This window comes from Streptomyces anulatus (assembly GCF_014650675.1).
Classification (GTDB): domain Bacteria; phylum Actinomycetota; class Actinomycetes; order Streptomycetales; family Streptomycetaceae; genus Streptomyces; species Streptomyces anulatus.
In genome coordinates, this window is sequence record NZ_BMVK01000003.1 from 81,251 (window position 1) to 106,495 (window position 25,245).

25 protein-coding genes are annotated in these 25,245 nt (G+C 72.6%); 5 read left to right on the forward strand and 20 right to left on the reverse strand.

The features are described 5' to 3' along the window. The first annotated feature begins 225 nt into the window (after positions 1–225). Complete coding sequence (locus tag IE272_RS08790) at positions 226–1,668, forward strand: MFS transporter (protein WP_190006586.1); 1,443 nt, start codon at positions 226–228, stop codon at positions 1,666–1,668. A gap of 95 nt (positions 1,669–1,763) precedes the next feature. Here the strand turns inward: IE272_RS08790 and IE272_RS08795 are convergent, their stop codons facing one another. Continuing rightward, on the reverse strand, positions 1,764–3,047 hold the full coding sequence (locus tag IE272_RS08795; protein WP_032792540.1) for an adenylosuccinate synthase: 1,284 nt from the start codon (positions 3,045–3,047) through the stop codon (positions 1,764–1,766). A 186-nt stretch (positions 3,048–3,233) separates the two neighbouring features. Here IE272_RS08795 and IE272_RS08800 point away from each other — a divergent pair, with 186 nt between their 5' ends. From IE272_RS08800 to IE272_RS08810, 3 genes are all read left to right on the forward strand, one after another. Beyond that, positions 3,234–4,115, forward strand: coding sequence for a diacylglycerol kinase family protein (locus IE272_RS08800; protein ID WP_190006587.1), 882 nt, complete (start codon positions 3,234–3,236; stop codon positions 4,113–4,115). A 33-nt stretch (positions 4,116–4,148) separates the two neighbouring features. Further along, positions 4,149–4,421 (forward strand): DUF1876 domain-containing protein, encoded by a 273-nt coding sequence (locus tag IE272_RS08805; RefSeq protein ID WP_018961800.1) that lies wholly within the window; start codon positions 4,149–4,151, stop codon positions 4,419–4,421. 229 nt (positions 4,422–4,650) lie between these two features. Next, a complete protein-coding gene (locus IE272_RS08810) occupies positions 4,651–4,992 on the forward strand; it encodes a hypothetical protein (RefSeq protein WP_050358462.1) in 342 nt (113 codons plus the stop codon). A gap of 48 nt (positions 4,993–5,040) precedes the next feature. Here IE272_RS08810 and IE272_RS08815 read toward each other — a convergent pair whose 3' ends face one another. From IE272_RS08815 to IE272_RS39085, 18 genes are all read right to left on the reverse strand, one after another. Next, entirely contained in the window at positions 5,041–6,246 is a 1,206-nt protein-coding gene (locus IE272_RS08815) for a cytochrome P450 (RefSeq protein WP_190006588.1), read from the reverse strand. Between the two features lie 89 nt (positions 6,247–6,335). Next, positions 6,336–7,004, reverse strand: a complete 669-nt coding sequence (locus tag IE272_RS08820; protein ID WP_050358460.1) for a response regulator — start codon at positions 7,002–7,004, stop codon at positions 6,336–6,338. Then, the gene (locus IE272_RS08825) at positions 7,001–8,347 is read right to left on the reverse strand and encodes a sensor histidine kinase (protein ID WP_190006589.1); all 1,347 of its coding nucleotides are present in this window, start codon (positions 8,345–8,347) and stop codon (positions 7,001–7,003) included. The genes IE272_RS08820 and IE272_RS08825 overlap by 4 nt, the downstream gene beginning before the upstream one ends. A 129-nt stretch (positions 8,348–8,476) precedes the next feature. Then, on the reverse strand, positions 8,477–9,304 hold the full coding sequence (locus tag IE272_RS08830; protein WP_056701917.1) for an NAD(P)H-binding protein: 828 nt from the start codon (positions 9,302–9,304) through the stop codon (positions 8,477–8,479). 107 nt (positions 9,305–9,411) lie between these two features. Further along, positions 9,412–10,317: an alpha/beta hydrolase gene (locus IE272_RS08835; protein ID WP_190006590.1), complete on the reverse strand. Its 906-nt coding sequence runs from the start codon at positions 10,315–10,317 to the stop codon at positions 9,412–9,414. Between the two features lie 122 nt (positions 10,318–10,439). Beyond that, a complete protein-coding gene (gene kynU / locus IE272_RS08840; protein ID WP_190006591.1) occupies positions 10,440–11,657 on the reverse strand; it encodes a kynureninase in 1,218 nt (405 codons plus the stop codon). Further along, positions 11,650–12,498 carry a tryptophan 2,3-dioxygenase family protein gene (locus IE272_RS08845; RefSeq protein WP_050358455.1) on the reverse strand — a complete coding sequence of 283 codons (849 nt, stop codon included), beginning with the start codon at positions 12,496–12,498 and terminating at the stop codon, positions 11,650–11,652. Before IE272_RS08845 ends, kynU begins: the two co-directional genes overlap by 8 nt. Before the next feature lie 297 nt (positions 12,499–12,795). Further along, positions 12,796–13,209, reverse strand: a complete 414-nt coding sequence (locus IE272_RS08850; protein WP_007452918.1) for a DUF3151 domain-containing protein — start codon at positions 13,207–13,209, stop codon at positions 12,796–12,798. A gap of 99 nt (positions 13,210–13,308) precedes the next feature. Then, positions 13,309–14,820, reverse strand: coding sequence for a DHA2 family efflux MFS transporter permease subunit (locus tag IE272_RS08855; RefSeq protein WP_050358454.1), 1,512 nt, complete (start codon positions 14,818–14,820; stop codon positions 13,309–13,311). A 62-nt stretch (positions 14,821–14,882) separates the two neighbouring features. Then, complete coding sequence (locus IE272_RS08860; RefSeq protein ID WP_050358649.1) at positions 14,883–15,203, reverse strand: DUF6191 domain-containing protein; 321 nt, start codon at positions 15,201–15,203, stop codon at positions 14,883–14,885. 169 nt (positions 15,204–15,372) lie between these two features. Then, entirely contained in the window at positions 15,373–16,545 is a 1,173-nt protein-coding gene (locus IE272_RS08865; RefSeq protein ID WP_098892578.1) for a MalY/PatB family protein, read from the reverse strand. Positions 16,546–16,637: 92 nt separating this feature from the next. Then, the gene (fbaA, locus tag IE272_RS08870) at positions 16,638–17,669 is read right to left on the reverse strand and encodes a class II fructose-bisphosphate aldolase (protein ID WP_007452913.1); all 1,032 of its coding nucleotides are present in this window, start codon (positions 17,667–17,669) and stop codon (positions 16,638–16,640) included. 144 nt (positions 17,670–17,813) lie between these two features. Then, positions 17,814–18,353, reverse strand: a complete 540-nt coding sequence (gene pyrE, locus IE272_RS08875) for an orotate phosphoribosyltransferase (protein WP_050358452.1) — start codon at positions 18,351–18,353, stop codon at positions 17,814–17,816. A 48-nt stretch (positions 18,354–18,401) separates the two neighbouring features. Continuing rightward, complete coding sequence (locus IE272_RS08880; RefSeq protein ID WP_190006592.1) at positions 18,402–19,208, reverse strand: aldose epimerase family protein; 807 nt, start codon at positions 19,206–19,208, stop codon at positions 18,402–18,404. A 38-nt stretch (positions 19,209–19,246) separates the two neighbouring features. After that, positions 19,247–20,179 (reverse strand): SRPBCC domain-containing protein, encoded by a 933-nt coding sequence (locus tag IE272_RS08885; protein ID WP_190006593.1) that lies wholly within the window; start codon positions 20,177–20,179, stop codon positions 19,247–19,249. A gap of 138 nt (positions 20,180–20,317) precedes the next feature. Next, complete coding sequence (locus tag IE272_RS08890; protein ID WP_050358449.1) at positions 20,318–21,916, reverse strand: polyamine aminopropyltransferase; 1,599 nt, start codon at positions 21,914–21,916, stop codon at positions 20,318–20,320. Between the two features lie 67 nt (positions 21,917–21,983). After that, on the reverse strand, positions 21,984–22,505 hold the full coding sequence (locus tag IE272_RS08895; protein ID WP_050358448.1) for a DUF2617 family protein: 522 nt from the start codon (positions 22,503–22,505) through the stop codon (positions 21,984–21,986). Positions 22,506–22,825: 320 nt separating this feature from the next. Next, the gene (locus tag IE272_RS39085; RefSeq protein ID WP_057664716.1) at positions 22,826–23,095 is read right to left on the reverse strand and encodes a hypothetical protein; all 270 of its coding nucleotides are present in this window, start codon (positions 23,093–23,095) and stop codon (positions 22,826–22,828) included. A gap of 139 nt (positions 23,096–23,234) precedes the next feature. Here IE272_RS39085 and IE272_RS08905 point away from each other — a divergent pair, with 139 nt between their 5' ends. Further along, the gene (locus IE272_RS08905; RefSeq protein WP_056701932.1) at positions 23,235–24,431 is read left to right on the forward strand and encodes a pyridoxal phosphate-dependent aminotransferase; all 1,197 of its coding nucleotides are present in this window, start codon (positions 23,235–23,237) and stop codon (positions 24,429–24,431) included. A 77-nt stretch (positions 24,432–24,508) separates the two neighbouring features. Here the strand turns inward: IE272_RS08905 and IE272_RS08910 are convergent, their stop codons facing one another. Further along, entirely contained in the window at positions 24,509–25,054 is a 546-nt protein-coding gene (locus IE272_RS08910) for a YbjN domain-containing protein (protein WP_007452894.1), read from the reverse strand. Between the last annotated feature and the right edge of the window lie 191 nt (positions 25,055–25,245).

Genomic DNA, 25,245 nt, shown 5'->3' on the forward strand with positions numbered 1-25,245 from the left:
GCTCACTCCTTCGGCGCGGCACACCGAGCACCCCGGCACGCCGACATGACGGGCCACCACCCAAGCCCGCCTGGTCTGGACCTGTCAAGGTCTAGACCAGCCACGCCAACCCGCCCACTCCGGCCGGCACCCCCGCCCGGGTTCGCCGGGGGCTTGATACCCACCCCGGGTATATGGCCGGTCAAGCCATTGCGGCAGGTGACGCCCCCTCCATAGCGTCATCGGGTGATAACCGCACAGCAGCCCCGCCGACAGGCCGCACTCATCGTTCTCTGCTTCGTCCAGTTCATGCTGGTGCTGGACGACACCGTCGTGAACGTCGCCCTCCCCAGCATCAAAAGCGACCTCGGCTTCAGCGCCACGGACCTGACCTGGGTCGCCAACGCGTACTTTCTCGCCTTCGGCGGGCTGCTGCTGCTCTTCGGCCGCCTCGGCGACCTGATCGGCCGCCGCCGGGTCTTCCTCTGGGGCGTCACCCTCTTCGGCGCCGCGAGCCTGCTCTGCGGACTCGCCCAGGAACCCTGGCAGCTCGTGGCCGGCCGGTTCGCCCAGGGGGCGGGCGCGGCCATGGCCGGCCCGGCGGCCCTGGCGCTGATCACCCTGCTCTTCCCCGGCCGCGAGGAGCGCGCCAAGGCGCTCGGCATCTGGGGCGCCATCGCCGGCCTGGGCGGTACGACCGGGGTGGTGATATCCGGGGCGCTCACCGGGCTGGCGTCCTGGCGCTGGATCTTCCTGATCAATCTGCCGGTCGCCGTCCTGGCCCTGGTGCTCCTTCCGCGCCTCGTCGGCGAGAGCCGCACCGACCGCCCCACCCGGCTGGACGTCCCGGGCGCGCTGCTGGGCACCGGCGCCGTCGTCTCCCTCGTCTACGCCCTGCTCCAGACCGAGAAGGCGGGCTGGAGCGACCTGCCGGTCCTGACACCGCTGCTGCTCGGCATCGCCCTGGGGGCCCTCTTCCTCATCGTCGAGGCACGCACGGCGGATCCGCTCATCCCGCTGTCCTTCCTCTCCGTCAGGATCCGCGTGGTCTCCAACGCCGCGGGCCTGCTCTTCACCGCCGCCTTCTTCTCCCTCTCCTTCCTGCTGATGCTGCATCTGCAGACGGTGCTGGGATACGGCCCGCTCAAGGCCGGCTTCGGCTACCTGCCCTACGGCGCGGGCATCCTCACCGGCGTCTGGTGCTCCTCGCGGGTGGTGGTCAGGCTCGGCCTGCGGTGGGCCCTGGTGCTGGCGTTCCTGATCAGCGCGGGCGGACTCCTGCTGCTCTCCGGGGTCTCGCCGAACGACAGCTACGCGATCGGCGTGCTGCCCGGCATGCTGGTGGTGAGCTTCGGCTCCGGCCTCGGCTTCCCCGCCCTCGCCATCGCCGGGGTCTGGGGCACCGACGAGGAGAACGCCGGCCTCGGCTCGGCGATCCTCAGCTCGGTGCAGCAGATCGGCGGCGCCGTGGGACTGGCCGTCCTGGTCTCCGTGGCCACCCGGCGCAGTGAGGAACTGACCGGTTCCGTCGGCCCGTCGCGCGCGGCGACCGAGGGGTTCTCCCTGACGCTCACCCTCACCGCCGGGCTCCTCGTTCTCGGCGCCGCGCTCATCGCCGTACTGCTCGCCAAGGACAGCGCGGCACAGCCGGAATCCGCCGCGCGGGAGCCTTCGCTGAAAGCGCTGTAGCGGTGGGCCGTGAACGGGGAGCGTACAACGCGCGCGGCGGCGGACGACGGGTCGTGCCCGTCGTCCGCCGCCGCGCCGGTCGTGCTCGGTGCTCCCTAGAGGAACGAGTTGATCTCGATGGTCTCGGTCCGGCCGGGGCCGACACCGATCGCGGAGATCGGTGCGCCCGACATCTCCTCCAGGGCCTTCACGTACGCCTGCGCGTTCTTCGGCAGGTCGGCGAAGGTCTTGGCCTTCGTGATGTCCTCGGACCAGCCCGGCAGGTTCTCGTAGATCGGCTTCGCGTGGTGGAAGTCGGTCTGGTTGTACGGGAGTTCCTCGACGCGCTTGCCGTCGATCTCGTACGCCACGCAGACCGGGATCTGCTCCCAGCCGGTGAGGACGTCCAGCTTGGTGAGGAAGAAGTCGGTCAGGCCGTTGACCCGGGTCGCGTACCGCGCGATCGGGGCGTCGAACCAACCACAACGACGGTCACGGCCGGTGGTGACACCGCGCTCGCCGCCGATGCGCCGCAGCGCCTCGCCGTCCTCGTCGTGCAGCTCCGTCGGGAACGGACCGGCCCCGACCCGCGTCGTATAGGCCTTGAGGATGCCGATGACCCGGCTGATCTTCGTCGGGCCCACGCCGGCGCCGGTGCAGGCGCCGCCCGCGGTCGGGTTCGACGAGGTGACGAAGGGGTACGTGCCGTGGTCGACGTCGAGCAGAGTGCCCTGGCCGCCCTCGAAGAGGACGACCTTGCCCTCGTCGATGGCATCGTTCAGGATCAGGGTCGTGTCGGCGACGAACGGCTTGATCTGCTCCGCGTACTGGAGCATGTCCTCGACGACCTTGCCGGCCTCGATGGCCCGGCGGTTGAAGACCTTGGCCAGGAGCTGGTTCTTCTGCTCCAGGGCCGCCTCCACCTTCTGCACCAGGATCGACTCGTCGTAGAGGTCCTGGACGCGGATCCCCACCCGGTTGATCTTGTCGGCGTACGTCGGACCGATACCCCGGCCCGTCGTACCGATCTTGCGCTTCCCCAGGAAGCGCTCGGTCACCTTGTCGAGCGTGACGTTGTACGGAGTGATCAAATGAGCGTTGCCGCTGATCAGAAGCTTGGACGTGTCGACGCCTCGCTCGTTCAGACCGCTCAGCTCGGAGAGCAGGACCGCCGGGTCGACCACGACACCGTTCCCGATGACCGGGGTACACCCCGGCGACAGGATTCCGGAGGGGAGGAGATGCAGTGCGTACTTCTGGTCGCCTACGACGACCGTGTGACCGGCGTTGTTGCCGCCTTGGTAACGCACCACATAGTCCACGGATCCACCGAGGAGGTCGGTGGCCTTCCCCTTGCCCTCGTCACCCCACTGAGCACCGAGCAGCACAAGTGCGGGCACAGGCGTACACCCCTTCCGGGCGGGGCATGTCCAAGGTCAGGGGGCGTACGTAAAGGTCGTACCTGCCGTACGACGATGTACGGCAAAGCCTGAGCCGTCGAACCGGGTGCCCCGGAATAGACGAAGCCCCTGGCGCAATAGCGCAAGGGGCTCTTGCACCAAGATGCTACCCGAGGAAGGACCGAGGTGTCGGCTGCAGAGCCCCCCGGCGACGGCGACGACCAGCTTCTGGTGGTCATCGACCCGGTCGCCCGCCGGACCGACGGCGAGTCCGTCCGTATCGCCAAGGACGTGCTGAGCGCCGGCTCACACGCCAAGATCTGCCTTCCGGACACCCCCGAGGAGTTCGCGCGGGCCCTGTCCCGGCGGGGTTCGCGCAGGCCCGTGGTGGTCGGCGACGATCACGCACTGCTGCGCGCGGTGGCCCAGCTCCACCGCGAACGGGAGCTGGCCGCCGGCGTCCTCTCCCTGATCCCCGTCGGCGCGGCGCACGCCCTGGAGGTGGCCCACGCCCTCGGCGTCCCCCGGGGCGCGGTGGCGGCCGCACGGACCGCGCTGGACGGTGCGGTGCGGCGCCTGGACCTCCTGGTCGACGACAGCGACGGCGTCGTCCTCGGCCGCCTGCGCATCCCCGCCCCGGCCCCGCCGCCCGGCCCCGGGGGCCCGCACTCGGGCGTCACGGCCGTCTGGGACACCTGCCGCTCACTGATGACGTCCCTGGTCCGCCCGGCCCCGGTCGCCGCCTCCACCCATCCGGGCACGCACCGGCTCCGCATCGAGGCGGACGGGGTGCTGCTGAGCGACCTGGACACACCGGTACGGGGCATCTCGGTGACGTCCCAGGGCGGCGGGGGCCTGGCCGACGTCGTCGTCCGCACCGCCTCCGGCGAGGACGTCACGGCGGAGGCCAAGGCCGTCACGGTCTCCGGCGCGGACTTCCGCTACCGGGCGGACATACAGACCGGGGGGCCGGTCCGCACCCGGACCTGGACGGTCCGGGCGGGTGCCTGGGGGCTGATGCTGCCGAGCCCGGCGAGCGCGGACGGGACAGCGGGCGCACGCTGGTAGAAGACGGCCCGAGACGTCCCGGAGGTGACCGTCATGACCAGGATCGCTGTCGGATGGCACATCGACCTCGAATTCGAGGAGGACACCCACCGCACCCGCGCGGCGGCGCTCGTCCGCCTCTCCGACGGAACAGAGGTACGCGCCCACGGCTACGCCAGCCGCCACCCCTCGGACTCCGACCAGCAGCGGGTCGGCGAGGAGATCGCGGGTGCCAGAGCGCTCAACGAACTGGCGATGAAACTGCTGACCAAGGCGCACGACGAGATCGACGAGGCGTCGGGCCGACGGTCGTACCCGCTGACGTAGCACCGGGGCTCCGCCCCGGACCTCGCTCCTCAATCGCCGGAGGGGCTGAGTGTGTCGGCGTTCGAGGAGCGGGGGTCCGGGGGCGGCGGTCTGTCTTCCTCCGCCCTCATGCCCCTGCCCGTCCGCGTGAGGCCGTTTTCCAGCCCCTCCGGCGTTTGAGGAGCGGGGGTCCGGGGGCGGCGCCCCCGGAAGCGGAACCACGTCCGCGCCCCGCCGCGTCCCCCCGGACATGGAGATCCAGAACTCGCGGCGCGAAGCCGTCGTCGGAACCGCCGGCTGCGTGACCGCCTTCGTCGGCGCGCTCGCGGGCATCGCGCTCTGGGCCCCGTACGGCAAGGACGGCCTCGTCGATGGCTTCGAGGGGGCCACCAACTGGGACGTGGTCTGGTTCGGCCTGCCCCTCATGGTCCTCGGCGGGATCGCGACGGCCCTGGCCGTGTTCTTCCTGGTCCGCGGCGACTGGAAGCGGGCGCTCGGCCTCGTCGCGGCCATCGCCGTGCTCTTCGCGATCGGCGTGGGCGTGGACGCGCTGGCCGGCCCGCCGAGGCCGGAGTGCTACGACCCCTGCTGAGCCCGAGGCCGCCGGAGCCGCAGCCGCAGCCGCAGCCGCAGCACCGCGCTACACCTCCGCCCGCAGCTCCTTCAGCCCCCGGATCACATACCCCGGCTGCCACTCCGGCTCGGCCGTCATCCGCAGCGCGGGCGCCTTGCGGAGCAGTTCCCCGAAGGAGGCGGCCAGCTCCAGCCGGGCCAGCGGGGCGCCCAGGCAGAAGTGGATGCCCGCGCCGAAGGTGATGTGCGGGTTGTCCTCCCGGGACAGGTCCAGCGTGTCCGGCCGCGCGAACCGCTCCGGGTCCCGGTTGGCCGAGCCGAACAGCAGCGCCACCTCCGCCCCGCGCCCGATCACCTGGCCGTCGATCTCGATGTCGTCCAGTACCCAGCGCTCGAACATCTGCAACGGGGTGTCGTAGCGCAGGAGTTCCTCGATCGCGCGGGGCAGCAGCGCGGGGTCGGCGCGCAGGGCGGCCAACTGCTCCGGGTGGTGGAAGAGCGTGCGCCAGCCGTTGATCGTGGTGTTCACCGTCGCCTCGTGGCCCGCGTTCAGCAGGAGCACACAGGTCGAGATCATCTCCTGCTCGGTCAGCCGCTCACCCTCGTCGTGGGCGGCGATGAGCGCCGAGATCAGGTCCTCGCCGGGATTGGCGCGCCGCTCGGCGATGAGCCCGCGCAGATACGCGGAGAAGTCGACGGAGGCCCGGACGGCGGCCTCGGCCGTCGCCTCCGACGGGTTCAGCTCGAACATTCCGCAGATCGCCGCCGACCAGGGCCGCAGCAGCCCCCGGTCCGCCTCCGGAACGCCCAGCATCTCCGCGATCACGGCGACCGGCAGCGGCTCCGCGACCTCCGCGAGAAGATCGCCGCCGCCCTTCGCCACGAAGGCGTCGACCAGCTCGGCCGCCAGCCGCCGTACGGTCGGGGCGAGGTTCTCGACCGTACGCGGGGTGAACGCCTTGGAGATCAGCCGCCGGATCCGGGGATGGTCGGGGGCCTCCAGATCGAGGATGCCCTGCCCGTTGAGCGTGGTGAACGGCTCGTGCGCGGCCGGCGGCGGGGTGCGGCCGAACTCCTCGTGGCTGAAGCGGTGCAGATACGTCCGGCCCAGGCGCCGGTCGCGCAGCAGGGCCGACACGTCGGAGTGGTGCGGGATCAGCCACTGCCCCGTCGGCTCGAACCAGTGCGCCCGGCCGGCGGCGCGCAGGGCGGTGTAGGCGGGGTAGGGATCGGCGACGAACGCGGGCGACCAGGGGTCGAAGGACACGTGCATGACCCGACGCTACCCGCGCCCGCCGCCGGCGCAAGGGGTGTCCCCGCCCGCGTCCTCCCCGGACCGCCCGCCCCGGCCGTACGGGGGTGCTACCCCGGCGTCACCAGCCGCGCCTCGTACGCGAACACCGCCGCCTGGGTCCGGTCGCGCAGCCCCAGCTTCACCAGGATGCGGCTGACGTGCGTCTTGATCGTGGACTCGGCGACGATCAGGTGCGAGGCGATCTCCGCGTTGGAGAGCCCCTGCGCGATCAGGACGAGCACCTCCGTCTCGCGTTCGGTGAGATCGCCGATCCGGGCCAGGGCGGGCGGGCGCGGGGTCTCCGCGAGCTTGGAGAACTCGGTGATCAGCCGCCGGGTCACCGTCGGGGCGAGCAGCGCCTCGCCCGAGGCCACCACCCGTACCCCGTCGGCGAGCTGCCGGGCGGAGGCGTCCTTGAGGAGAAAGCCCGAGGCCCCGGCCCGCAGCGCCTGGTAGACGTACTCGTCGAGGTCGAAGGTCGTCAGCACCAGCACCTTCGCGTCGGCGTCCCGCGCGACGATCTCGCGGGTCGCCTCGATGCCGTTCATCTCCGGCATGCGGATGTCCATCAGGACGACGTCGGGGCGCAGTGCGGTGACCTGGGCGAGCGCCTGACGCCCGTCCACCGCCTCGCCCACGACGGTGATGCCCGGCATCGCGTTGAGCAGGACCGAGAAACCCTCGCGGACCATCATCTGGTCGTCGACGATCAGGACCCGGATGTCGGTGTCGCTCATGCGCCGCCGCCCCGTTCGACGACGACCGTGTCCGCGTCGCCCGTCGCGTCCAGCGTGGAGCCGGCCGCCTCCCGTGGCTCCGGACCGTCCGACAGCGGTACGGGGAGGAACACGGCGATCTCGTACCCGCCGTCCTCGGTCGTCCCGGCCGTCATCTCGCCGTTCAGCATCGCGACCCGCTCCCGCATCCCGGTGATGCCGTGCCCGGCCCCCGGCGAGGGCTTGACCAGGCCGCGCGGGGGTCCGTTGACCACCCGCAGCCCGAGCCCGCCGAGGACGTAGCCGAGCTCGACCCGGGCGGAGGCGCCCGGCGCGTGCCGCAGGCTGTTGCTCAGGGCCTCCTGGACGATCCGGTACGCCGACAGCTCGACGCCCTGCGGCAGTTCGCGGACGGCCCCGGTGATCACCTTCTCCGTCTCCAGGCCCGTCTCGCGGACGTTGTCCAGGAGTCCGTCGAGTGCGGCGAGGGTGGGCTGCGGGGCGTCGGGGGCCTCGTAGTCCTCCGCCCGGACGACCCCGAGGACGCGGCGCAGCTCGGTGAGGGCGGCCACGGCGTTCTCCCGGATGGTGACGAAGGCCTGCTCCAGCTCGGGCGGCGGGTTCTCGACCCGGTACGGGGCGGCCTCGGCCTGGATCGCGACGACCGACATGTGGTGGGCCACCACGTCGTGCAGCTCCCGGGCGATGGTGGTGCGCTCCTCCAGCAGGGTGCGCCGGTCGCGCTCGACGGCGGTGACGGTGCGCTGCACGGTGACCTCGCGCTCGGCGTCGCGCCGGATCTGGACCACGGCGACGACGAGCAGCGCGAAGGCGGAGAGCGTCGCCAGGGGCGCGGTGATCGACGGGTCGCCGGCCTCCACCAGCACCCCGAACAGCAGGGTCAGCAGCCACATCCAGGCGGCCGTACGGGGCCGGGTCCGGGCGGCCACGACCACCATGACCACCACCTGCGCCGCGAAGGTGCTCGGCCCCCAGAGCTCGCTGCCCAGGATCCCGCAGAAGACGGTCGCCAGCATCGAGGCCCAGAACGCGGCGACCGGCCTGATGAGGGTCATCGCGACCGGGATCGCGGGCACCACGCCCATCAGGAAGCGGTAGTCCCACTCGGCGAACCCGGCCATCATCACGAGGAAGGCGGCGAACAGCACCAGGGCGTGCGGGGTCCAGACGACGAGCCTGCGCATTCCCTCGGGCAGCCGCCGGACCACCCGTCCGTCGGGACTGAGCGGTGGCAGGGGACGGTAGTCGAACACCTGGCGCAGGAGGTCGTTCCGCAGGCCGTCCATCGCCCCTGCGGCCGCCCGGAGCTCCGGGCTGCTGGTCTTTGTCTGGGTCTCGGTCACGCTTCCACGGTAGGCGGCGGCGGACGGCGGGTCGTCAGCATCGCTACGGATTCCGGGGCGTCCCCCTCAAGGACTACCCTCCTCCGCCGTACCGTCCCAGGGACCGGAAACCCCCTGGTGGCAGCCTTCTCAGGCCCCCGCGCGGAAGTGGTCCGCGTGCTCCTCGGCCCACTGCGCGAAGGTCCGCGCCGGCCGCCCGGTGACCTTCTCCACCGTGTCGATCACGGTCCGGCCCTCCGGCGGGGTGTCCCGGTAGACGTCGATCAGGAACGCGATCACGTCCTCCGGCATGCCCTGGCCCCGCCAGCTCTCCAGCGCCTGCTCCTCGGTCAGCTCGACCAGCTCCACGTCCGCGCCCCGCGCCGCCGCGATGACCGCCGTCTTGTCGCCGACGGTCAGCGCCTGCGGCCCGGTGATCAGGTACGCCTGGCCGCCGTGACCGTCCTCCGTGAGGGCCGCCGCCGCCACCGCCCCGATGTCCGCCTCGTGGACCATCGCGCTCAGCCGGCCGACGAAGGGCTCGCGCACCACGCCCTCGCTCCTGATGCCGGGCGCCCACTCCAGGGCGTTCGCCATGAACTCCACGGGCATCACGACGGTCCAGGCGAGGTCGCTCGCCCGCACCGCCGCCTCCATCGGGGTCTCCCCGCCGCCGTGCAGCACGGTCACCCGGCGCACGCCCGCCTTCCGGGCCAGGGCGAGGATCTCCTCACCGGTCTCCAGCGGGGCGAAGTACTCGCCGCCGAAGGTGATGAGGTGCAGCCCGCTCACCCCGTCCAGCGCGGGGGCGAGCGACGCCGGGTCCGTGAGGTCGCCGCGGACGACATCGACCCCGTCCGGGAGCTCCGCCCGCGCCGGGTCGCGGGTCAGGGCCCGGACGTGCTCGCCGCGCTCCAGCAGCTGCTCGACCACGCGGCGGCCGACCGTTCCCGTGGCTCCGGTCACCAGGATCGTCATGAGGTCTCCTTCGTCGGTTCCGACTCCGTCTGAGCGGCAACAGGACCAACGTAGAGACCCTTGCGGACACCTTCCGTCCGCAATCAGGGCGGGGGGGCCGAGGGAATTCACCAGGCGAGCTGGGTGATCTCCTCGGCCACGACGGCGCAGGCGTCGGCGGCCGGATCGATCAGCGGGAAGTGCCCGACGCCGCCGAGCAGCGTCAGGCCCACCATCTCGCCGGACCTGGCCGCCGCGTCGACGTACGCCTCGGAGACGGCCTGCGGGACGACGATGTCCTCGACGCCCTGCACGATCGCGGTGGCGATCCCGGTCGGCAGCAGCACCCCGGGGTCGGCCTGCGCCGCCCGTTCCTTGAAGTCGGCTTTCCCAGCCAGGAGTTGGGCGACCGCACCGCCGCACACGCCCAGCTCGGCCGCCGTCGTGAAGTCCGCGATCGGGGCCAGGGCGACGACCCCGCGCAGCGGCGGCGGGGCGGGCAGCCGCCACGGCGACCCCTCGGGCAGGACGTGCCGCGCCGCCGCCCACAGGGCGAGGTGCCCGCCCGCCGAGTGCCCGGTGACCACGATCCGCCGCACATCGGCCCCCGGCAGCTCGCGGGCGGCCAGCACGGGCATCGCGTCCATCGCCGCGGCCACGTCGTCGAAGGTCTCCGGCCAGCGTCCCGCGACGGGGTCGGCGCCGCTCGCCCGGGTGCTCTCCGCACCGTCGCGCTGCTGCGGGATGTCGTCACCGCCGCGCCGGTACTCCACGCTCGCCACGGCGAAGCCCCGGCGGGCCAGGAAGTCCGCGAGCGGGGAGACATGGGCCCGGTCGTACGGGGCCCGCCAGGCGCCGCCGTGCAGGAGGACGACGAGCGGGGCGCCGGTGCGGCCGTCGCGCGGCGCGTAGAAGTCGACGACCTGGTCCGGGTGGTCCCCGTAGGCGGCGGACCGGTCGGGCGCGACCTCCGGATGCGCGAACGCCGACTCCGTCTCGGCGACGTCCCGATCACGCGCGGCAGAATCCGACATGCTGCTCAACCGTCCTATGCCTGTGTCCAGTGCCTGTGTTCTTGCCCAACTGGGCTGACCTGCGGGGACGGTACCAGCACTCGGCACCGTCCCCGCCCGGTCGAACAGACGGTGACGACCCGTCAGCCGACGGTATCCCCGGCGAGCACCTCGGCGAGAATCCGCGCCGCCCGTTCCGCGTCGGCGAATCCCACGTACAGCGGGGTGAAGCCGAACCGCAGCACGTCCGGCCGCCGCAGATCGCCGACGACGCCCCGCTCGATCAGCCGCCGCATGACGGGTTCCGCCCCGTCGCAGCGCAGGGCGACCTGGCTGCCGCGTTCGGCGTGCGCGGCCGGGGTGACGGAGGTGACCCGGCCTTCCGGGGCGTACGCCTCGACGCACTCCAGGAAGAAGTCCGTCAGGGCGAGGGACTTGGCCCGCACCACGTCGACGGACACCCCGTCCCACACGTCCAGCGCCGCTTCCAGCGTCAGCATGGAGACGATGTCGGGCGTGCCGACCCGGCCCCGTACGGAACCGTCCGCGGGGGCGTAGTCGGGGGTCATGCCGAACGGGTCGGCGTGCGAGTTCCAGCCCGGCAGCGGCGAGTCGAAGGCGGCCTGGTGGCGCTCGGCGACGTACAGGTACGCGGGCGAACCGGGGCCGCCGTTCAGGTACTTGTAGGTGCAGCCGACCGCGAGGTCCACCCCGTGCTCGTCCAGCCCGACCGGCAGCGCGCCGGCGCTGTGGCAGAGGTCCCACACCACGACCGCCCCCGCCGCGTGGACGGCGGCGGTCAGTCCGGGCAGGTCGTGCAGCCGGCCGGAGCGGTAGTCGACGTGGTTGAGCAGCACGGCGGCGGTACGCGGGCCGAGCGCGGCCGGGACGTCGGCGGGCGCGACGGGCACGATCCGGTGGCCGGTGAGCCGGGCGGCGGACGCCGCGATGTACCCGTCCGTGGGAAAGGTCGTCGCGTCAACCAGGATCTCGTCGCGTCCCTCCCCCGCGATCCGGGCGGCGGCGACGACGGCCTTGAAGACGTTCACGCTGGTCGAGTCACCGACGACGATCTGCCCGGCGGCGGCCCCGACGAGCGGGGCGATCCGGTCGCCGATCCGTTCGGGCGCGGTCCACCAGCCGCTCTCGTCCCAGGACCGGATGCGCAGCTCGCCCCACTGGCGGGTGAGGACGTCCTGCACCCGGGCGGGGACGTGGACGGGCAGCGCGCCCAGCGAGTTGCCGTCGAGGTAGACGCCGTCGTCGTCGAGGGCGAACAGCTTGCGCCGCGCGGCCAGCGGGTCGGCGGCGTCGAGGACGAGCGCCCGCTCGCGGAGGCTGTCACGGGAGGTCTCAGACATGGCTGCGCGCCGTCCACAGCTCGGGGAACACGTTCTTCGTGGCGCGCTTCTCCAGCCAGGCCACCCCGGCGGAACCGCCGGTGCCGGTCTTGGAGCCCATCGCGCGCCGGGTGGCGACGAGGTGGTCGTTGCGCCAGCGCCAGACGAGTTCGCCGACGTCGGTGAGCACCTCGCCGAGGCGCACCAGCTCGTCGTTCTGGTCGTCGGAGGCGTAGATCTCCGCCCACACGGCCTCGACCTCGGGCGAGGGTTCGTACCGCCGGGTCAGGTCCCGGCCGGTGACGGCCTCGGGGATGGCATAGCCACGCCGGGCCAGCAGGGCGAGGGTCTCGTCGTACAGGCTGGGCTCCCCGAGCGCCTTCTCCAGCTCCGCGTACACGCGGGGCGCGCCCCGGTGCGGGACCAGCATGGAGGCGGACTTGTCGCCGAGCAGGAACTCCATCCGCCGGTACATCGCGGACTGGAACCCGGAGCCCTCGCCGAGGGATCCCCGGTAGGAGTTGAACTGGGCGGGGGTGAGTCCGGCCAGCGGCCGCCAGGACTCGTTGAGCGCCTCCAGCTCGCGCAGCGACCGCTTCAGCGCGTCGCGCGCGACGGGTATGCGGTCCTCGCGCAGGGCGCGGGTCGCGGTCTCCCACTCATGGACGATGACCGTGAACCACAGCTCCATGACCTGGGTGGTGACCAGGAAGACCATCTCGCCGGGATCGTCCGAGCGCAGGTGCTGGAGGTGGGTCAGGACATCCGCCTGGACATAGTCCTCGTACGGAGTCGTTCCCGCGAAGTCCAGGTGCGGGGTGTCCGCACCGGTGGCTTCGGGGTCGGGGTGATTCGTCGACATTTCTGTCTCCTCGACACGAGCTTCCGGGTAGCGGTCCGCCCCTTCCGTGAGGTGATGGAGCTCCGGTCCCCTGCTCGCATACTAGGGCCTCCCTTCGGACCAGGCCGGATCAGGGAGCGGGGTCCGGTGCGTGCAGCTGCAAGGCGGAGGAGGGAGTCATGGCGGAGCCATGCCGACCGACGACAACGCCGCAGATGTGCGTGCCGGACCCCGCGAGCCCGGCCTGGTCCGAAGGGAGGCCCTAGGCCCGGCCCGCCCGGGGTGTCGGGCGGGCCGGGCTCCGGGAGACGACCCGGGTCAGCTCAGGATGTCGGCGGCGGTCGGCGAGGAGTCCCGCAGGAACGTCGAGCAGCGCTCGTGCTCCTCGGTCTCGCCGATCGACCCGGCGGCCCGCGCCAGGGCGTGCAGGGCGCGCAGGAAGCCGCGGTTCGGCTCGTGCTCGAACGGGACGGGGCCGTGGCCCTTCCAGCCGGCCCGGCGCAGGGAGTCGAGGCCGCGGTGGTAGCCGGTACGGGCGTACGCGTACGACTCGACGACCCGGCCGCCCTCGAACGCCTCGTCGGCGAGCTGCGCCCAGGCGAGCGAGGAGGTGGGGTACTTCGCGGCGACCTCGGCGGGCGGGGTGCCGGCGGCGAGCAGCTCGCGCGGCTCCGGGTCGTCGGGGAGGTGGGTCGGGGCGGGGCCCCCGAGCAGGTTCTCGTGGATGGACATGGCTCAAGTGTGCCTGCCGCGACGCCCCGGCGGCACCGCGCCCCGTCCCCGTGGCCCAGCTCGCTCCCACCGCCTTGGGGCCCCTCACCGGGGTACGGGTCACGGCTCGGCGCGGGACGCGCGTTCCGGCTCCAGCGGCGGGGCGACGACCCCGCAGTGCACGGCGCACTCGGGCCGCTCGCCGCGGACGGCGGCGGCGGCCGGGGTGCGCACCGTCCACCAGGCGATGACCGCGCCCGCCACCAGCAGCCCGGCGCACATCGGCATCGCCCGCCGGAAGGTCGCGGCGAACTCGCCCGCGTCCCGGTACGCCTCGGGCCCCATCCCGGCGAGCAGCGGGAGGGCGGCCACCGCGATGAGCCCCGCGGCACGCGCGGCGGCGTTGTTGATGCCGCTGGCCAGCCCCGCCCGACCGGCGTCCACGGCGGCCAGGACGGTCGCGGTGAGCGGCGCGACGACCACGACGAGCCCGGCGCCGAGCACCGATACGGCGGGCAGCACCTCACTGACGTACGAGCCGACGGACGGGGTGCCGGGCCCCACCCGCAGCATCAGGAGCATCCCGGCGGCGGCCAGCAGCGGCCCCACGGTGAGGGGGATGCGGGGCCCGATCCGCCGCCCCAGCTCCCCCGACCAGGCGGAGAACAGCAGCATGAGGACCGTGGTCGGCAGCAGCGCGGTACCGGCCCCCAGCGCCGAGTACCCGGCGACGACCTGGAGCTGGATCGCGGAGAGGAAGAAGAAGCCGCCGAGGGCCGCGTAGACGCAGAAAGTCACCAGGTTGACGGAGGTGAACAGCCGGGAGCGGAAGATCGACGGCGGCAGCATGGGATCCGCCCGCCGCTGCTCGACCAGGACGAACGCCACTCCGAGGGCCAGCCCGCCGAGGGCCGACCCGATCACCAACGGCGACGCGCCCCGCCCCGGGGCCTCGATCAGGGCGTACGTCACCCCGGCGAGCGCCAGCGCCCCGAGGACGGCCCCCAGCACGTCGAACCGGCCGTGCGCCGCCGGATCCCGCGACTCCGGTACGTGCCGGAGCGCGACGGGCACGCAGATGGCCGCGAGCGGCAGATTCAGCAGGAACACCCACCGCCACCCGGGCCCGTCGACGAGCCACCCGCCCACGAAGGGCCCGACCGCCGCCCCGACCCCGCCGAACCCGGACCAGAGCCCCACGGCCCGGGCGCGGTCGTCCGGATGGAAGCTCGCCTGGATGAGCGCGAGGGACCCCGGAGTGAGCAGCGCCCCGCCGACCCCCTGGAGGGCCCGCGCGACGATGAGGACCCCCGCGTCGGGCGCGATCCCGCAGAGCAGCGAGGCCAGCGCGAACCACACCACCCCCACCACGAACACCCGCCGCCGCCCGTACCGGTCCCCGAGCGCCCCGCCGAGGAGGATCAGCCCGGCGAGCGTGAGCATGTACGCGTTGACGGTCCACTGGAGCGCGGCCATGTCGGTGCCAAGGTCCTCGCCGATACGGGGCAGGGCCACGTTGATGACCGTGGAGTCCAGCATCGCCATGCTGGAGCCGAGCACGGTGGTCAGCACGACCCACCGCCCGACGGACGAGGCGACCCGAATCTCTCCGGGCGCGGGGGCATCAGCCATGGAAGCAGCATCCCGGCTGCCCCCGCCCCCTGCCACCGGGGCCGGGGCCGTGCGCCTGCCCGCTATCCCCCGGCCCGGGGGAGCCGCACCACGGCTGTCCCACCGTCGAGATCGACCAGGGTCCGGTGGGGCGGCGCCCCGTCCTCCTCGTCGTCCCGCAGGAGCAGGGCGGACTGCCGCTCCTTGAGCTCGCTCTGCTTGCCCGGCGAGAAGGTCGCGTGGAGCTGCTCGAACCCGGTCGCCGATATCTGCCCCTGCCGGGCGCTGTTCCGCCACGGCAGCATCCCGGCCCGCCCGGCGCGCAGCAGAAGCTGATCGAGGAAGGCGAGGGCGGTCAACAGGATGACCAACCCGGGCAACGTCAGAAACACGAGAAAGGCCATGCCGCCCAGTCTGCCCGCCCCCACCCCCGAAGGGCAGGGGCCCGCACTTCACGGACCGGGGCCACCGAGGACCGGGGGCACCCAATCCAGCCCCTCCGGCGATTGAGGAGCGGGGGCGGGCAGAGCCCCCGCAACCGGGGGCCCGGGGGCGGAGCCCCCGCAACCACCCCTACCGCACGGCCCCCACCGCCCGCACCAACGCCGAAACCCCCCGCACCACCTTCTCCCGGGGACACCCCACGTTCAGCCGGACGAACCCGGGCGCCCCGTAAACGGCACCCCCCATGATCGCCACCCCTTCCCGCTCCACCAGCACCCGCTGCAACTCCTCGTCGTCCACCCCCAGCGGCCGCAGGTCGATCCACGCCAGGTACCCGGCCTGCGGCGGCTCCCACCCCAGCTCGGGAAAGGCCTCGCCCAGCCGCTCCGCCACGTAACCCAGGTTCCCCGCCACATACGCCCGTACCGCGTCCAGCCACGCCGCCCCCTCCCGGTACGCCGCGATGTGCGCGGTCAGCGACAGCACGGCCGACGACGCCAGCCCCTCCCCCGTCTCCATCCGGCGCACGAACTCCGCCCGGTCCGCCGGATCGCCGATCAGCCCGTACGAACCGGTCAGCGCCGGAAAGTTGAACGCCTTCGACCCGGAGGAGATGAGCGCCCACCGCCCGTCGCCCGCCACCCGCGTCCACGGCACATGGACGCGCCCCGCGCCCCCCGCGTCCCCCTCGTGCACGAAGTCCGCGTGGATCTCGTCGCTGATCACCGCGACCCCGTACCGCTCGGCCAGCGCGGCCGTCCGGGCCAGCTCGTCCACCGTCCACACCCGGCCCGTCGGGTTGTGGGGCGAGCACAGCACCAGGACCTTCGCGTCCGGCCGGGACAGCTCGCGCTCCAGCGCCTCCTCGTCCCCCACCGGCACCCCCCGCAGCTCGCGCCCGAGTCCGGTGATCGCCTTGCGGAAGCCGTCGTACGTGGGGGTGTGGACGACGACGCCGTCCCCCTCCTCCGTCCACATCCGCAGCAGCTGGGAGAGCTGGTTGAGCACGGACGGGCCGTAGACCAGCTGCCCGGTGTCGATCGTGGTGTCGTACCGGGTCGCGTACCAGTGGGCTATCGCCGAGCGGAAGTCGTCCTGCTGCCAGGTGGTGTAGCCGAGGACCCCGTGCTCCAGGCGGGCCCGGAGCGCGGCCAGGACCTCCGGAGCCGTGGCGAAGTCCATGTCGGAGATGGTGAACGGCAGCAGCCCGTCGACCCCGAACCGGTCAGCGACCCCGTCCCACTGGACGCACCAGGTGCCCCGGCGGTCGACGACGGTGTCGAAATCGTAAGTCGCACCCACAGCGGGGCCTCTTCTCTCTCCTGGTACGGCAACGGGCCCGGCCCCCTGAAGGAGGACCGGGCCCGACGCCGTACGTCCGTGCGGACGGGTGATTACTTCAGCTTCGTACCGGTGGAGCGCAGGTGCCCGCACGCCTCGGTGACGCGCTTGGCCATGCCCGCCTCGGCGGCCTTGCCCCAGGTGCGCGGGTCGTAGGTCTTCTTGTTGCCGACCTCGCCGTCGACCTTCAGGACACCGTCGTAGTTGCGGAACATGTGGTCCACGACCGGGCGGGTGAAGGCGTACTGGGTGTCGGTGTCGAGGTTCATCTTCACGACGCCGTTCTCCAGCGCGGTGGCGATCTCCTCGGCGGTGGAGCCCGAACCGCCGTGGAAGACGAAGTCGAACGGCTGGCTGCCGGCCGGCTTGCCGTACTTCTCGGAGACGCCGGCCTGAAGGTCCTTCAGCAGCTCGGGACGGAGCACGACGTTGCCCGGCTTGTAGACGCCGTGGACGTTGCCGAAGGAGGCGGCCAGCAGGTAGCGGCCCTTCTCGCCCAGGCCGAGCGCCTCGGCGGTGCGCAGCGCGTCGTCGACGGTCGTGTACAGCTCGTCGTTGATCTCGTGCGTGACGCCGTCCTCCTCACCGCCGGTCGGGGTGATCTCGACCTCAAGGATGATCTTGGCGGCGGCGGCCTTGGCCAGCAGCTCCTGGCCGATGGCCAGGTTGTCGGCGAGGGTCTCGGCCGAGCCGTCCCACATGTGCGACTGGAACAGCGGGTTCAGACCCTTGGCGACGCGCTCCGCGGAGACGTCGAGCAGCGGACGTACGTAACCGTCCAGCTTGTCCTTGGGGCAGTGGTCGGTGTGCAGCGCGATGGTGACGTCGTACTTCGCCGCGACGATGTGCGCGAACTCGGCCAGGGCGACCGCACCCGTGACCATGTCCTTGCTGTACTGGCCGCCCAGGAACTCCGCACCACCGGTGGAGATCTGGACGATGCCGTCGCTCTCGGCCTCCGCGAAACCGCGCAGGGCGGCGTGCAGGGTCTGGGACGAGGTCACGTTGATGGCCGGGTAGGCGAACTTGCCCGCCTTTGCCCGGTCGAGCATCTCGGCGTACGCCTCGGGGGTTGCGATGGGCATCTGACCGCTCCTTGGGATGTGCGGGTGTGCAGGCTTTGAGTCCCTGACCTGGGGGCGACGTCATCGTCGCCCCCATCTTCCCAGACTCCTCATCCGGCTCCACTCGGCGGACCCTGTTTCACGTGAAACCGTCCGCCCCGGGGTTCAGCCCAGGTCGAGGTCGGCCACCGAGTAGACGTGGATGTACGGCAGACCGGCCTCGGCGATGGCCGGGGCGGCACCACGCTCGACGATCACGGCGACGGCGACGACCTCGCCGCCCGCCTCGCGCACCGCCTCGACGGCGGTCAGCGGCGAACCGCCCGTCGTCGAGGTGTCCTCGACGACCAGGCAGCGGCGGCCCTTCACATCGGTGCCCTCGATACGGCGCTGCATCCCGTGCGCCTTCTGCGCCTTGCGGACGACGAACGCGTCCAGGCTCTTACCCCGCGCGGCGGAGGCGTGCAGCATCGAGGTGGCGACCGGGTCGGCGCCCAGGGTCAGCCCGCCGACGCAGTCGTAGTCCAGCTCGGCGGTGGCGTCGAGCATGACCTGACCGACCAGCGGCGCGGCCTTGCCGTCCAGCGTGATCCGGCGCAGGTCGATGTACCAGTCGGCTTCCAGACCCGAGGAGAGGGTCACCTTGCCGTGCACCACGGCCTTGTCCTTGATCTGCTGGAGCAGGTCAGCGCGTACGTCAGTCATGTCCACGAGGGTAAGCGGTGCCGCACCGGCCCACCGCCGGGCACCCGCTCAGAGCCGCGTCCAGCTCCAGACCGTCGTGATCTCCAGCGGGTCGATCGGGGTCACCAGCCGGGGCGCGGTGTTCAGCCCGTTCGGCGGCCCGGACTGCGGCTCGACACAGACGGCCTCGTCCTGCTCGTCGTAGACGACCACCCATTCGCTGCGGCTCTTCACCGTCAGCTCCAGCCGCTCCGGCCAGGTGAGCTTCACGTCCACTCCGTCGGGCATGCCGAAGCAGTCGTCCCACGGACCGGGCAGGGGGTCGATGCGACGGCCGGTGGGCAGATGGTCCGCGCCCCGCTCCTCCTGCCAGGCGGCGTCGAAGGACAGCTCGGCGTCCACGCCGTCGATGGTGCGGTGGAACCACGGGTGCCAGCCGGCCTGGGCCGGGAAGGAGTCGCGTGACGTCTCGACGGCGAGGCCCAGCGTCAGCGACTCCCCGGTCAGCTCGAAGGTCTGCGTGACCCGGCCCCGGTACGGCCAGGGCTCGGCGAGGTCGTAGTAGAACGCGGCCCGCCCCTCTTCCAGGTCGGCGGCCGTGAACGCCGGCTGCCAGGAGGTGTCCCGGCCGGTGCCGTGGATGGCGTGCGGCGGGGAGTTCAGCGGCAGCCGGTGGAGCTCGTCGCCGTTGCGGAACTCCCCGTTCCCGGTCCGCCCGCACCAGGGCACCATCGGGAAACAGCCGTACCGCTCGCCCTGCCGGAGCAGTTCGACGCCCCCGATCCGGAGGCTGCTGATCCGGCAGCCGTGCACGGGGTCGACGGTCAACTCGGCTTCGCCGACGGTCAGCCTGACGTTCTCTTCGCTCCTGCTCACCCGACGACCCTACTGGCCCGCCCCGCCTCCGGCGCCCGCTACCTCCGGCGTCGCAACGCCCGGCCCAGCACCACGGCGGAGGCGAGCGCGAGGGCGGCGGCGGGGGCGACCCACCGCAGGGTCGTGCTCGCACCGCCCGCCTCCGGGGAGGGCACGGGGGCGTAGCGGCCCCGCGGGGGCGCGTGGTCGACCTCCTCGGCGCTGCGCCCGATCATGGTGCGGCGGGCGTGCGCGGCCTCGGCGGGCGGTTCGTCCGGAACGGTGAACTCCACCCCGGCGACGGGATCGAGCGAGGGCGGCGGCACGGGCGAGTCGAACACCGACCCGGAATCCTCCGTATCGGGATCGACGACCTCGGCCCCGGTCTCCGTCTCCTCTTCGATCTCCGCCTCGGCCCCGATCTCCGTCTCGGGAGCACGGCCTTCGCCTCCGACACCGTCCGCCGCGTCCTCGTCGCCCTCAAGCCCTTCGGCGACCACCGCACCGTCCTCGTCGCCCTCGCGGGCGTCCTCGTCCCGCACCGCCAGCGACTCCGTCACCAACTGCTGGGTGAAGCGGTCCAGGAGCCGATGGGCGGCCGCGAGCGCCGCGCCCTCCTCCAGCTCGACCAGCCGTCCGTCCCCGATCGCCGTGCCGCTGTAGGCGAGCGCCGTCCCGCCGTCCGCCTCCGTGAGGCCGATGGTCAGGGCCAGCTCGACCGCACCGGTGCCCCGGGCCTCGACGCCCTGCCCGGTCACCGAGAAGCGCTGCCCTTCCGAACCGCCGGATCCCTCCGGGCCGGTGAGCCGCAGCTCGCCCCGGTAGGTGATGGTGTGGCCGCCGGCCCGTAGCTTCAGCCGGCCCGCCAGGGGCGACGCCGACGCGTCGGCGTCCTGCTGGAGGCCGGGGACGCAGCGGGCGACCCGGGCGGGATCGCCCAGCGCGCGCAGCAGAGTCGGGACGGGAACCGGAACGAACACCTCATGCTCCATGGAAACCGAGCCTAATCGGCCCCGGCCCGGACGTCAGCGCTTCCGCCCGCCGAAAGCCGGGCCACACCCCTGGCCACACGCCGGGCCGCACGCCGGACCGCATGCCGGGAATCCCCCCGGCCGCGCCCCCGGGCGGGCTCACACGTCCTCCCAGTACCGCGGATGGATCAGCGTCGACGGGATCAGCCCCGGCAGCCGGGCGTCGTCCGCCGCCCGCGCCCCCTCGCGCAGCTCCCGGCCGCCCAGCGACCGGGGTACGGGCCCTCCGGCGGCCAGCGCGGGCTGCGGCGCCGCGCCCGCGCCGGCGAGGAGGAAGCCCCAGTCCTCCCGCTCCCGGTCCTCGCCGCCACCCCGGTCGGGGCTCGCGGCGAGGCCCGCGTACCGGCCGGTGACCCGGTACGGGTGGGTCGCGAGGCCGCCCGCGCGCATCGAGGCCTCCACCGTCCAGAAGGTCTGCGGCCGGGCCCCCAGCGGCCCGGCGTGCACCACGAGCCGCCCGTCCGGGGCCAGCGCCTCCGCGACCAGCCCGTAGAACTCGGCGGAGTACAGCTTCGTACTGGCGGTGATGCCCGGGTCCGGAAGGTCGGAGATCACCACGTCGTAGCGCCCCCGGTCGGCCCGGAGCCAGGGGAACGCGTCCGCCCCGACCACCGAGACGCGCGGGTCGCGGAAGGCGTGGTCGTTCAGCTCGGAGAGGGCGGGGTCCGTACGGGCCAGTCGGGTGACAGCCGGGTCCAGCTCGACGACGGTGACCGAGCGGACGTCCCGGTAGCGCAGCACCTCGCGGGCGGCGAGTCCGTCGCCGCCGCCCAGGACGAGCACACGGGCGCGGGGCCCGTTCATCGCGGGGTGCACCAGCGCCTCGTGGTAGCGGTACTCGTCGCGGGCGCTGACCCGCAGCCGGCCGTCCAGATAGAGGTCGAGGGAATCGCGGTCCGCGCCGGTCAGGACGACCTCCTGCACCCCGGTCTGCACGGCGACCCGCACCTGGTCCCCGTAGACCGCCCGCCGCGCCGCCCGCTCGAAGTCGTCGACCAGCACCGTCGCCGTGGCCAGGACCGCGATCACCGAGACGTTGACCAGGACGAGGAGCCACCGGGAGCGGGAGCTGAGGTCGCGCCGGAACACCCACAGGACCAGCGCGCCGCCCGCCGCCGCGTTGACCGCCCCGGTGAACAGCGCACCGGTCAACTGCCCCAGCACCGGCAGCAGCAGAAACGGGAACGCGAGCCCGCCGACCAGCGCGCCCACGTAGTCGGCGGCGAAGAGATCGGCGACGGCCCCGCCCGCGTCCTGCCGGTCGACGCGCTGGATCAGCGTCATCAGCAGCGGGATCTCCGCGCCGATCAGCACCCCGATCGCCAGCGAGAACCCGACCAGGGCGTACTGGGAGTCGCCGAGCCAGGCGAACGAGGCGTAGAGCACCAGCGCCGAGGAGCCGCCGATCAGCGCGAGGGCCGCCTCGACCATCCCGAAACCGACGGCGGCATGGCAGCGCAAACGTTTCGCGAGAAGGGAGCCGATGCCCATCGCGAACACCATCACGGAGAGCACGACGGACGCCTGGGTGACCGAATCGCCGATCAGATAGGAGGCGAGCGCGACCAGTTCGAGCTCGTAGACGAGACCGCAGGCGGCGCAGACGAAGACCGCGGCCAGCACGAGGAACCGGCCGGTCCTCGGCCGTACGGGAAGCCGCGCCGCGCCCCCTCGCAGCGACATCTGCTGGTCGATCATGTTGCGAACGCTACGTCACTGCATCGTCGCGGCCTGTCACCCACACGGGTGTAAGTGCGCCTGCCGGTCAGGCCGCGGGCGCGGGAATCCGCACCCCCACCCTGGTCCGGGTCACCACCAACTGCCCTTCCTGCGGGTACGCGTGCCAGGTGCGCCACCGCACCTGCCCCTCGGTGCGCTGGGCGAGCATCGCGGTGAAGGCGTACGGGCTGCCGGGGAAGGTGCCCGCCAGACCGTGCGGGTGGTCGCTCACCAGGGCGAGCAGCTCCTGCGCCCGGCCGGCGAACTGCCCCTGCGTCAGGGTCTCCACGCGCGCCGCGAATTCGTACTCCCAGTCCCCGATCCGCTTCGCGACGCCGAGGGGCAGGGGGGTGCTGCTGCCGGGCATACAGGCCACGGTCTCGGAGCAGACTCCGCGGTCCTCCTGGAGGAGGACCTGGTGGGAGGCGCCGAGCAGCCTCAACTGGAGTTCGGCGCCGTCGAGCCGGAGATCGAGGACCGCCAGGGCGGGCAGCGGCTCCCGCCCCAGCATCCAGGCCAGGTCGGCGGCGCGGGTATCGGAATAGGCCGTCTGGAGGGTGGTGAGCATGGGTGGGCTCCGCAAACACACATGGACACATGGACAGCAGGACGCCCCCGGATGACTGCGCGTGGGAGGTGGGGAGCGCCCGATCTGGTCCAACTGGGGTCCGAGGGCTGATTGTTCTCTTCAACGAGGGAATCACGAAGTACGCCCACTCACAGCGTTTTCGCCCAACTTGCCGTGGTTTCCATCCCCCCGGGGGCTCACGGGGTCACTTGTTCAACCGAAAACGTCCGCGTCGTTCAACGAAAGAGCGCCCGGAGGGAGTTCACCCTCCGGACGCCCGGTGCCGCGTCACTTTCGGTGACCGCGCGGCGGCGGCCCGGTCAGCTGCCGCCCCCGCCGCAACCGCCACCGCCGCCCCCGCACGACGAACCGCCGCCGCAGGAGTGCCCGCCGGAGCCGTCGCTGCCGGAGTCGCCCCCCGACCACCAGCCGCCGGAGCCGCCACCGCCGTCGGCCGAGGCCCCGCTCGACGTCGCACGCCGGCGTCCGACGCGCGCCTTCGCCGGTCCACGCCCGCCGGTCACCCGCAGACCGGCCACCAGCGCTCCGACGACGACCACGGAAACCAGCACCGCGATGAAGATGCTCATGCCCCCCACCCGCCTTTCTTTCCCCCGAAGCGAGGTCCCCCGTCGCTTCCCCGTTGTTGTGTGACAGGGGGATTCCCCCCGCTTCCTCGCGCCAAAGCGGACTTGAGCAACTCCAGAGCTTCGGCCCAGGATGGCGCCCATGACACAGGGACGAGCGACACAGGGAACACCGGCGGAGGGGCGGCCGCTGCTCAACCGCCGCCTCGCCGCGTTCGGCACGACGATCTTCGCGGAGATGTCCGCGCTGGCCGTACGGACCGGCTCCATCAACCTCGGCCAGGGCTTTCCCGACACCGACGGCCCCGAGGAGATCCGGGAGGCGGCGGTCCGGGCGCTGCGCGCCGGGCACGGCAACCAGTACCCGCCGGGCCCCGGCGTCCCGGAGCTGCGCACCGCCGTCGCCGCCCACCAGGAACGCTTCTACGGACTGACCTGGTCCCCGGACACGGAGGTCCTGGTGACGACCGGCGCCACCGAGGCCATCGCCGCCTCCCTGCTCGCCCTCCTCGAACCGGGCGACGAGGTCATCGCGTTCGAGCCGTACTACGACTCGTACGCCGCCTGCATCGCCATGGCGGGCGCGAAGCGCGTACCGCTCACCCTGCGCGCTCCGGACTTCCGCCCGGACCTCGACGAGCTGCGCACCCTGATCACCCCGCGCACCCGCCTCCTGCTCCTGAACACCCCGCACAACCCGACCGGGACGGTGCTCACCCCCGACGAACTGGCCGGGATCGCGGCCCTCGCGGTGGAGCACGATCTGCTGGTGGTCACCGACGAGGTGTACGAGCACCTGGTCTTCGCGGGGGCGCACCACCCGATCGCCGCCCTGCCCGGGATGCGCGGGCGCACGGTCTCCATCTCCTCGTCGGGCAAGACGTTCTCGTACACGGGATGGAAGATCGGCTGGGTCACCGGGGACGCGCCGCTGGTGGCCGCCGTGCGTGCGGCGAAGCAGTATCTGACCTTCGTGAGCGGGGGCCCGTTCCAGTACGCGATCGCCGAGGCGCTCGCCCTGCCCGACGCCTTCTTCACCGACTTCCGGGAGGGCATGCGCCGTAAGCGGGACCTGCTGGCGAAGGGGCTGCGCGCCGCGGGATTCCGGGTGTACGAGCCGGAGGGGACGTACTTCATCACCACCGACATCTCCCCGTTCGGCGACGAGGACGCGGGCGCCTTCTGCCGCGCGCTCCCGGAGCGCTGCGGGGTGGCGGCCGTGCCGAACTCGGTCTTCTACGACGACCCGGAGGCGGGCCGCAGCCAGGTCCGTTTCACCTTCTGCAAGAAGGACGAGGTCCTGGAGGAGGCGGTGGAACGGCTGGCGCGGCTGGGCTGAGTACGCGGACGGCCCGGGAAACGGTCGTGGTGACCGCCTCCCGGGCCGTTCGACGCGACGAACGCGACGGGACGCGACTAGGCGCCCGCGGGCTCCTCGCCCTCCGTCTTGTCCTCGGCGGGCTCGATGCCGAGGCGCTCGACGAGCCACTTGTCGAACTCGATCGAGGCGCGGACCCAGCTCACCGTCGAGGAGACGAAGTGCTCCAGGCTGACGCCGGTGCCGATGAGCATCTGCGCCTCACCGATCAGCCGGACGGAACCCGCCTCGCCCTCCTCGCCCTCGTGGGCGTGGGTGTAGACCTTGGGCCACAGCGTGCGGCGGTTCCAGTCGTCGATGGCGTCCAGCAGAACGGGACGCTGGTCGAGGTCGTGGGGGCGGTCGTAGAACGTGCGGACCGAGAAGACCTGCTGCTCGTCCTCGCCCCGGAACATGAAGTACGTCCGGAACTCTTCCCACGGCGCCGCGAGGTCGCCCTCGTCGTCGACGACGTACTTCAGCTCCATCTGTTCGAGGAGCTGCTTGACGAGGTCCTGGTCAGGGACGACGGGGCCCTCCGGTCCTGCCGCCTGCGGTTCGGGCTGGCCCCCGAAATTAGGAATCGAGGACGGATCGATGCTCACCGTTATTTCCCTTCGTGACGAGTACGGCCATCCTCCCCCATGGCGGGCGGGGCATGGCAAGCCCGGACGGCCCCGATCCGCCACAAGCTGACAGACAGCGCGTGGGGGACGGGGTCCGCCGGGCATCGGCCGGACATGCGCCGACGGACCGCGACGCGCCGTGACCGGCGGTCACGGCCTCGGGCCGGTCG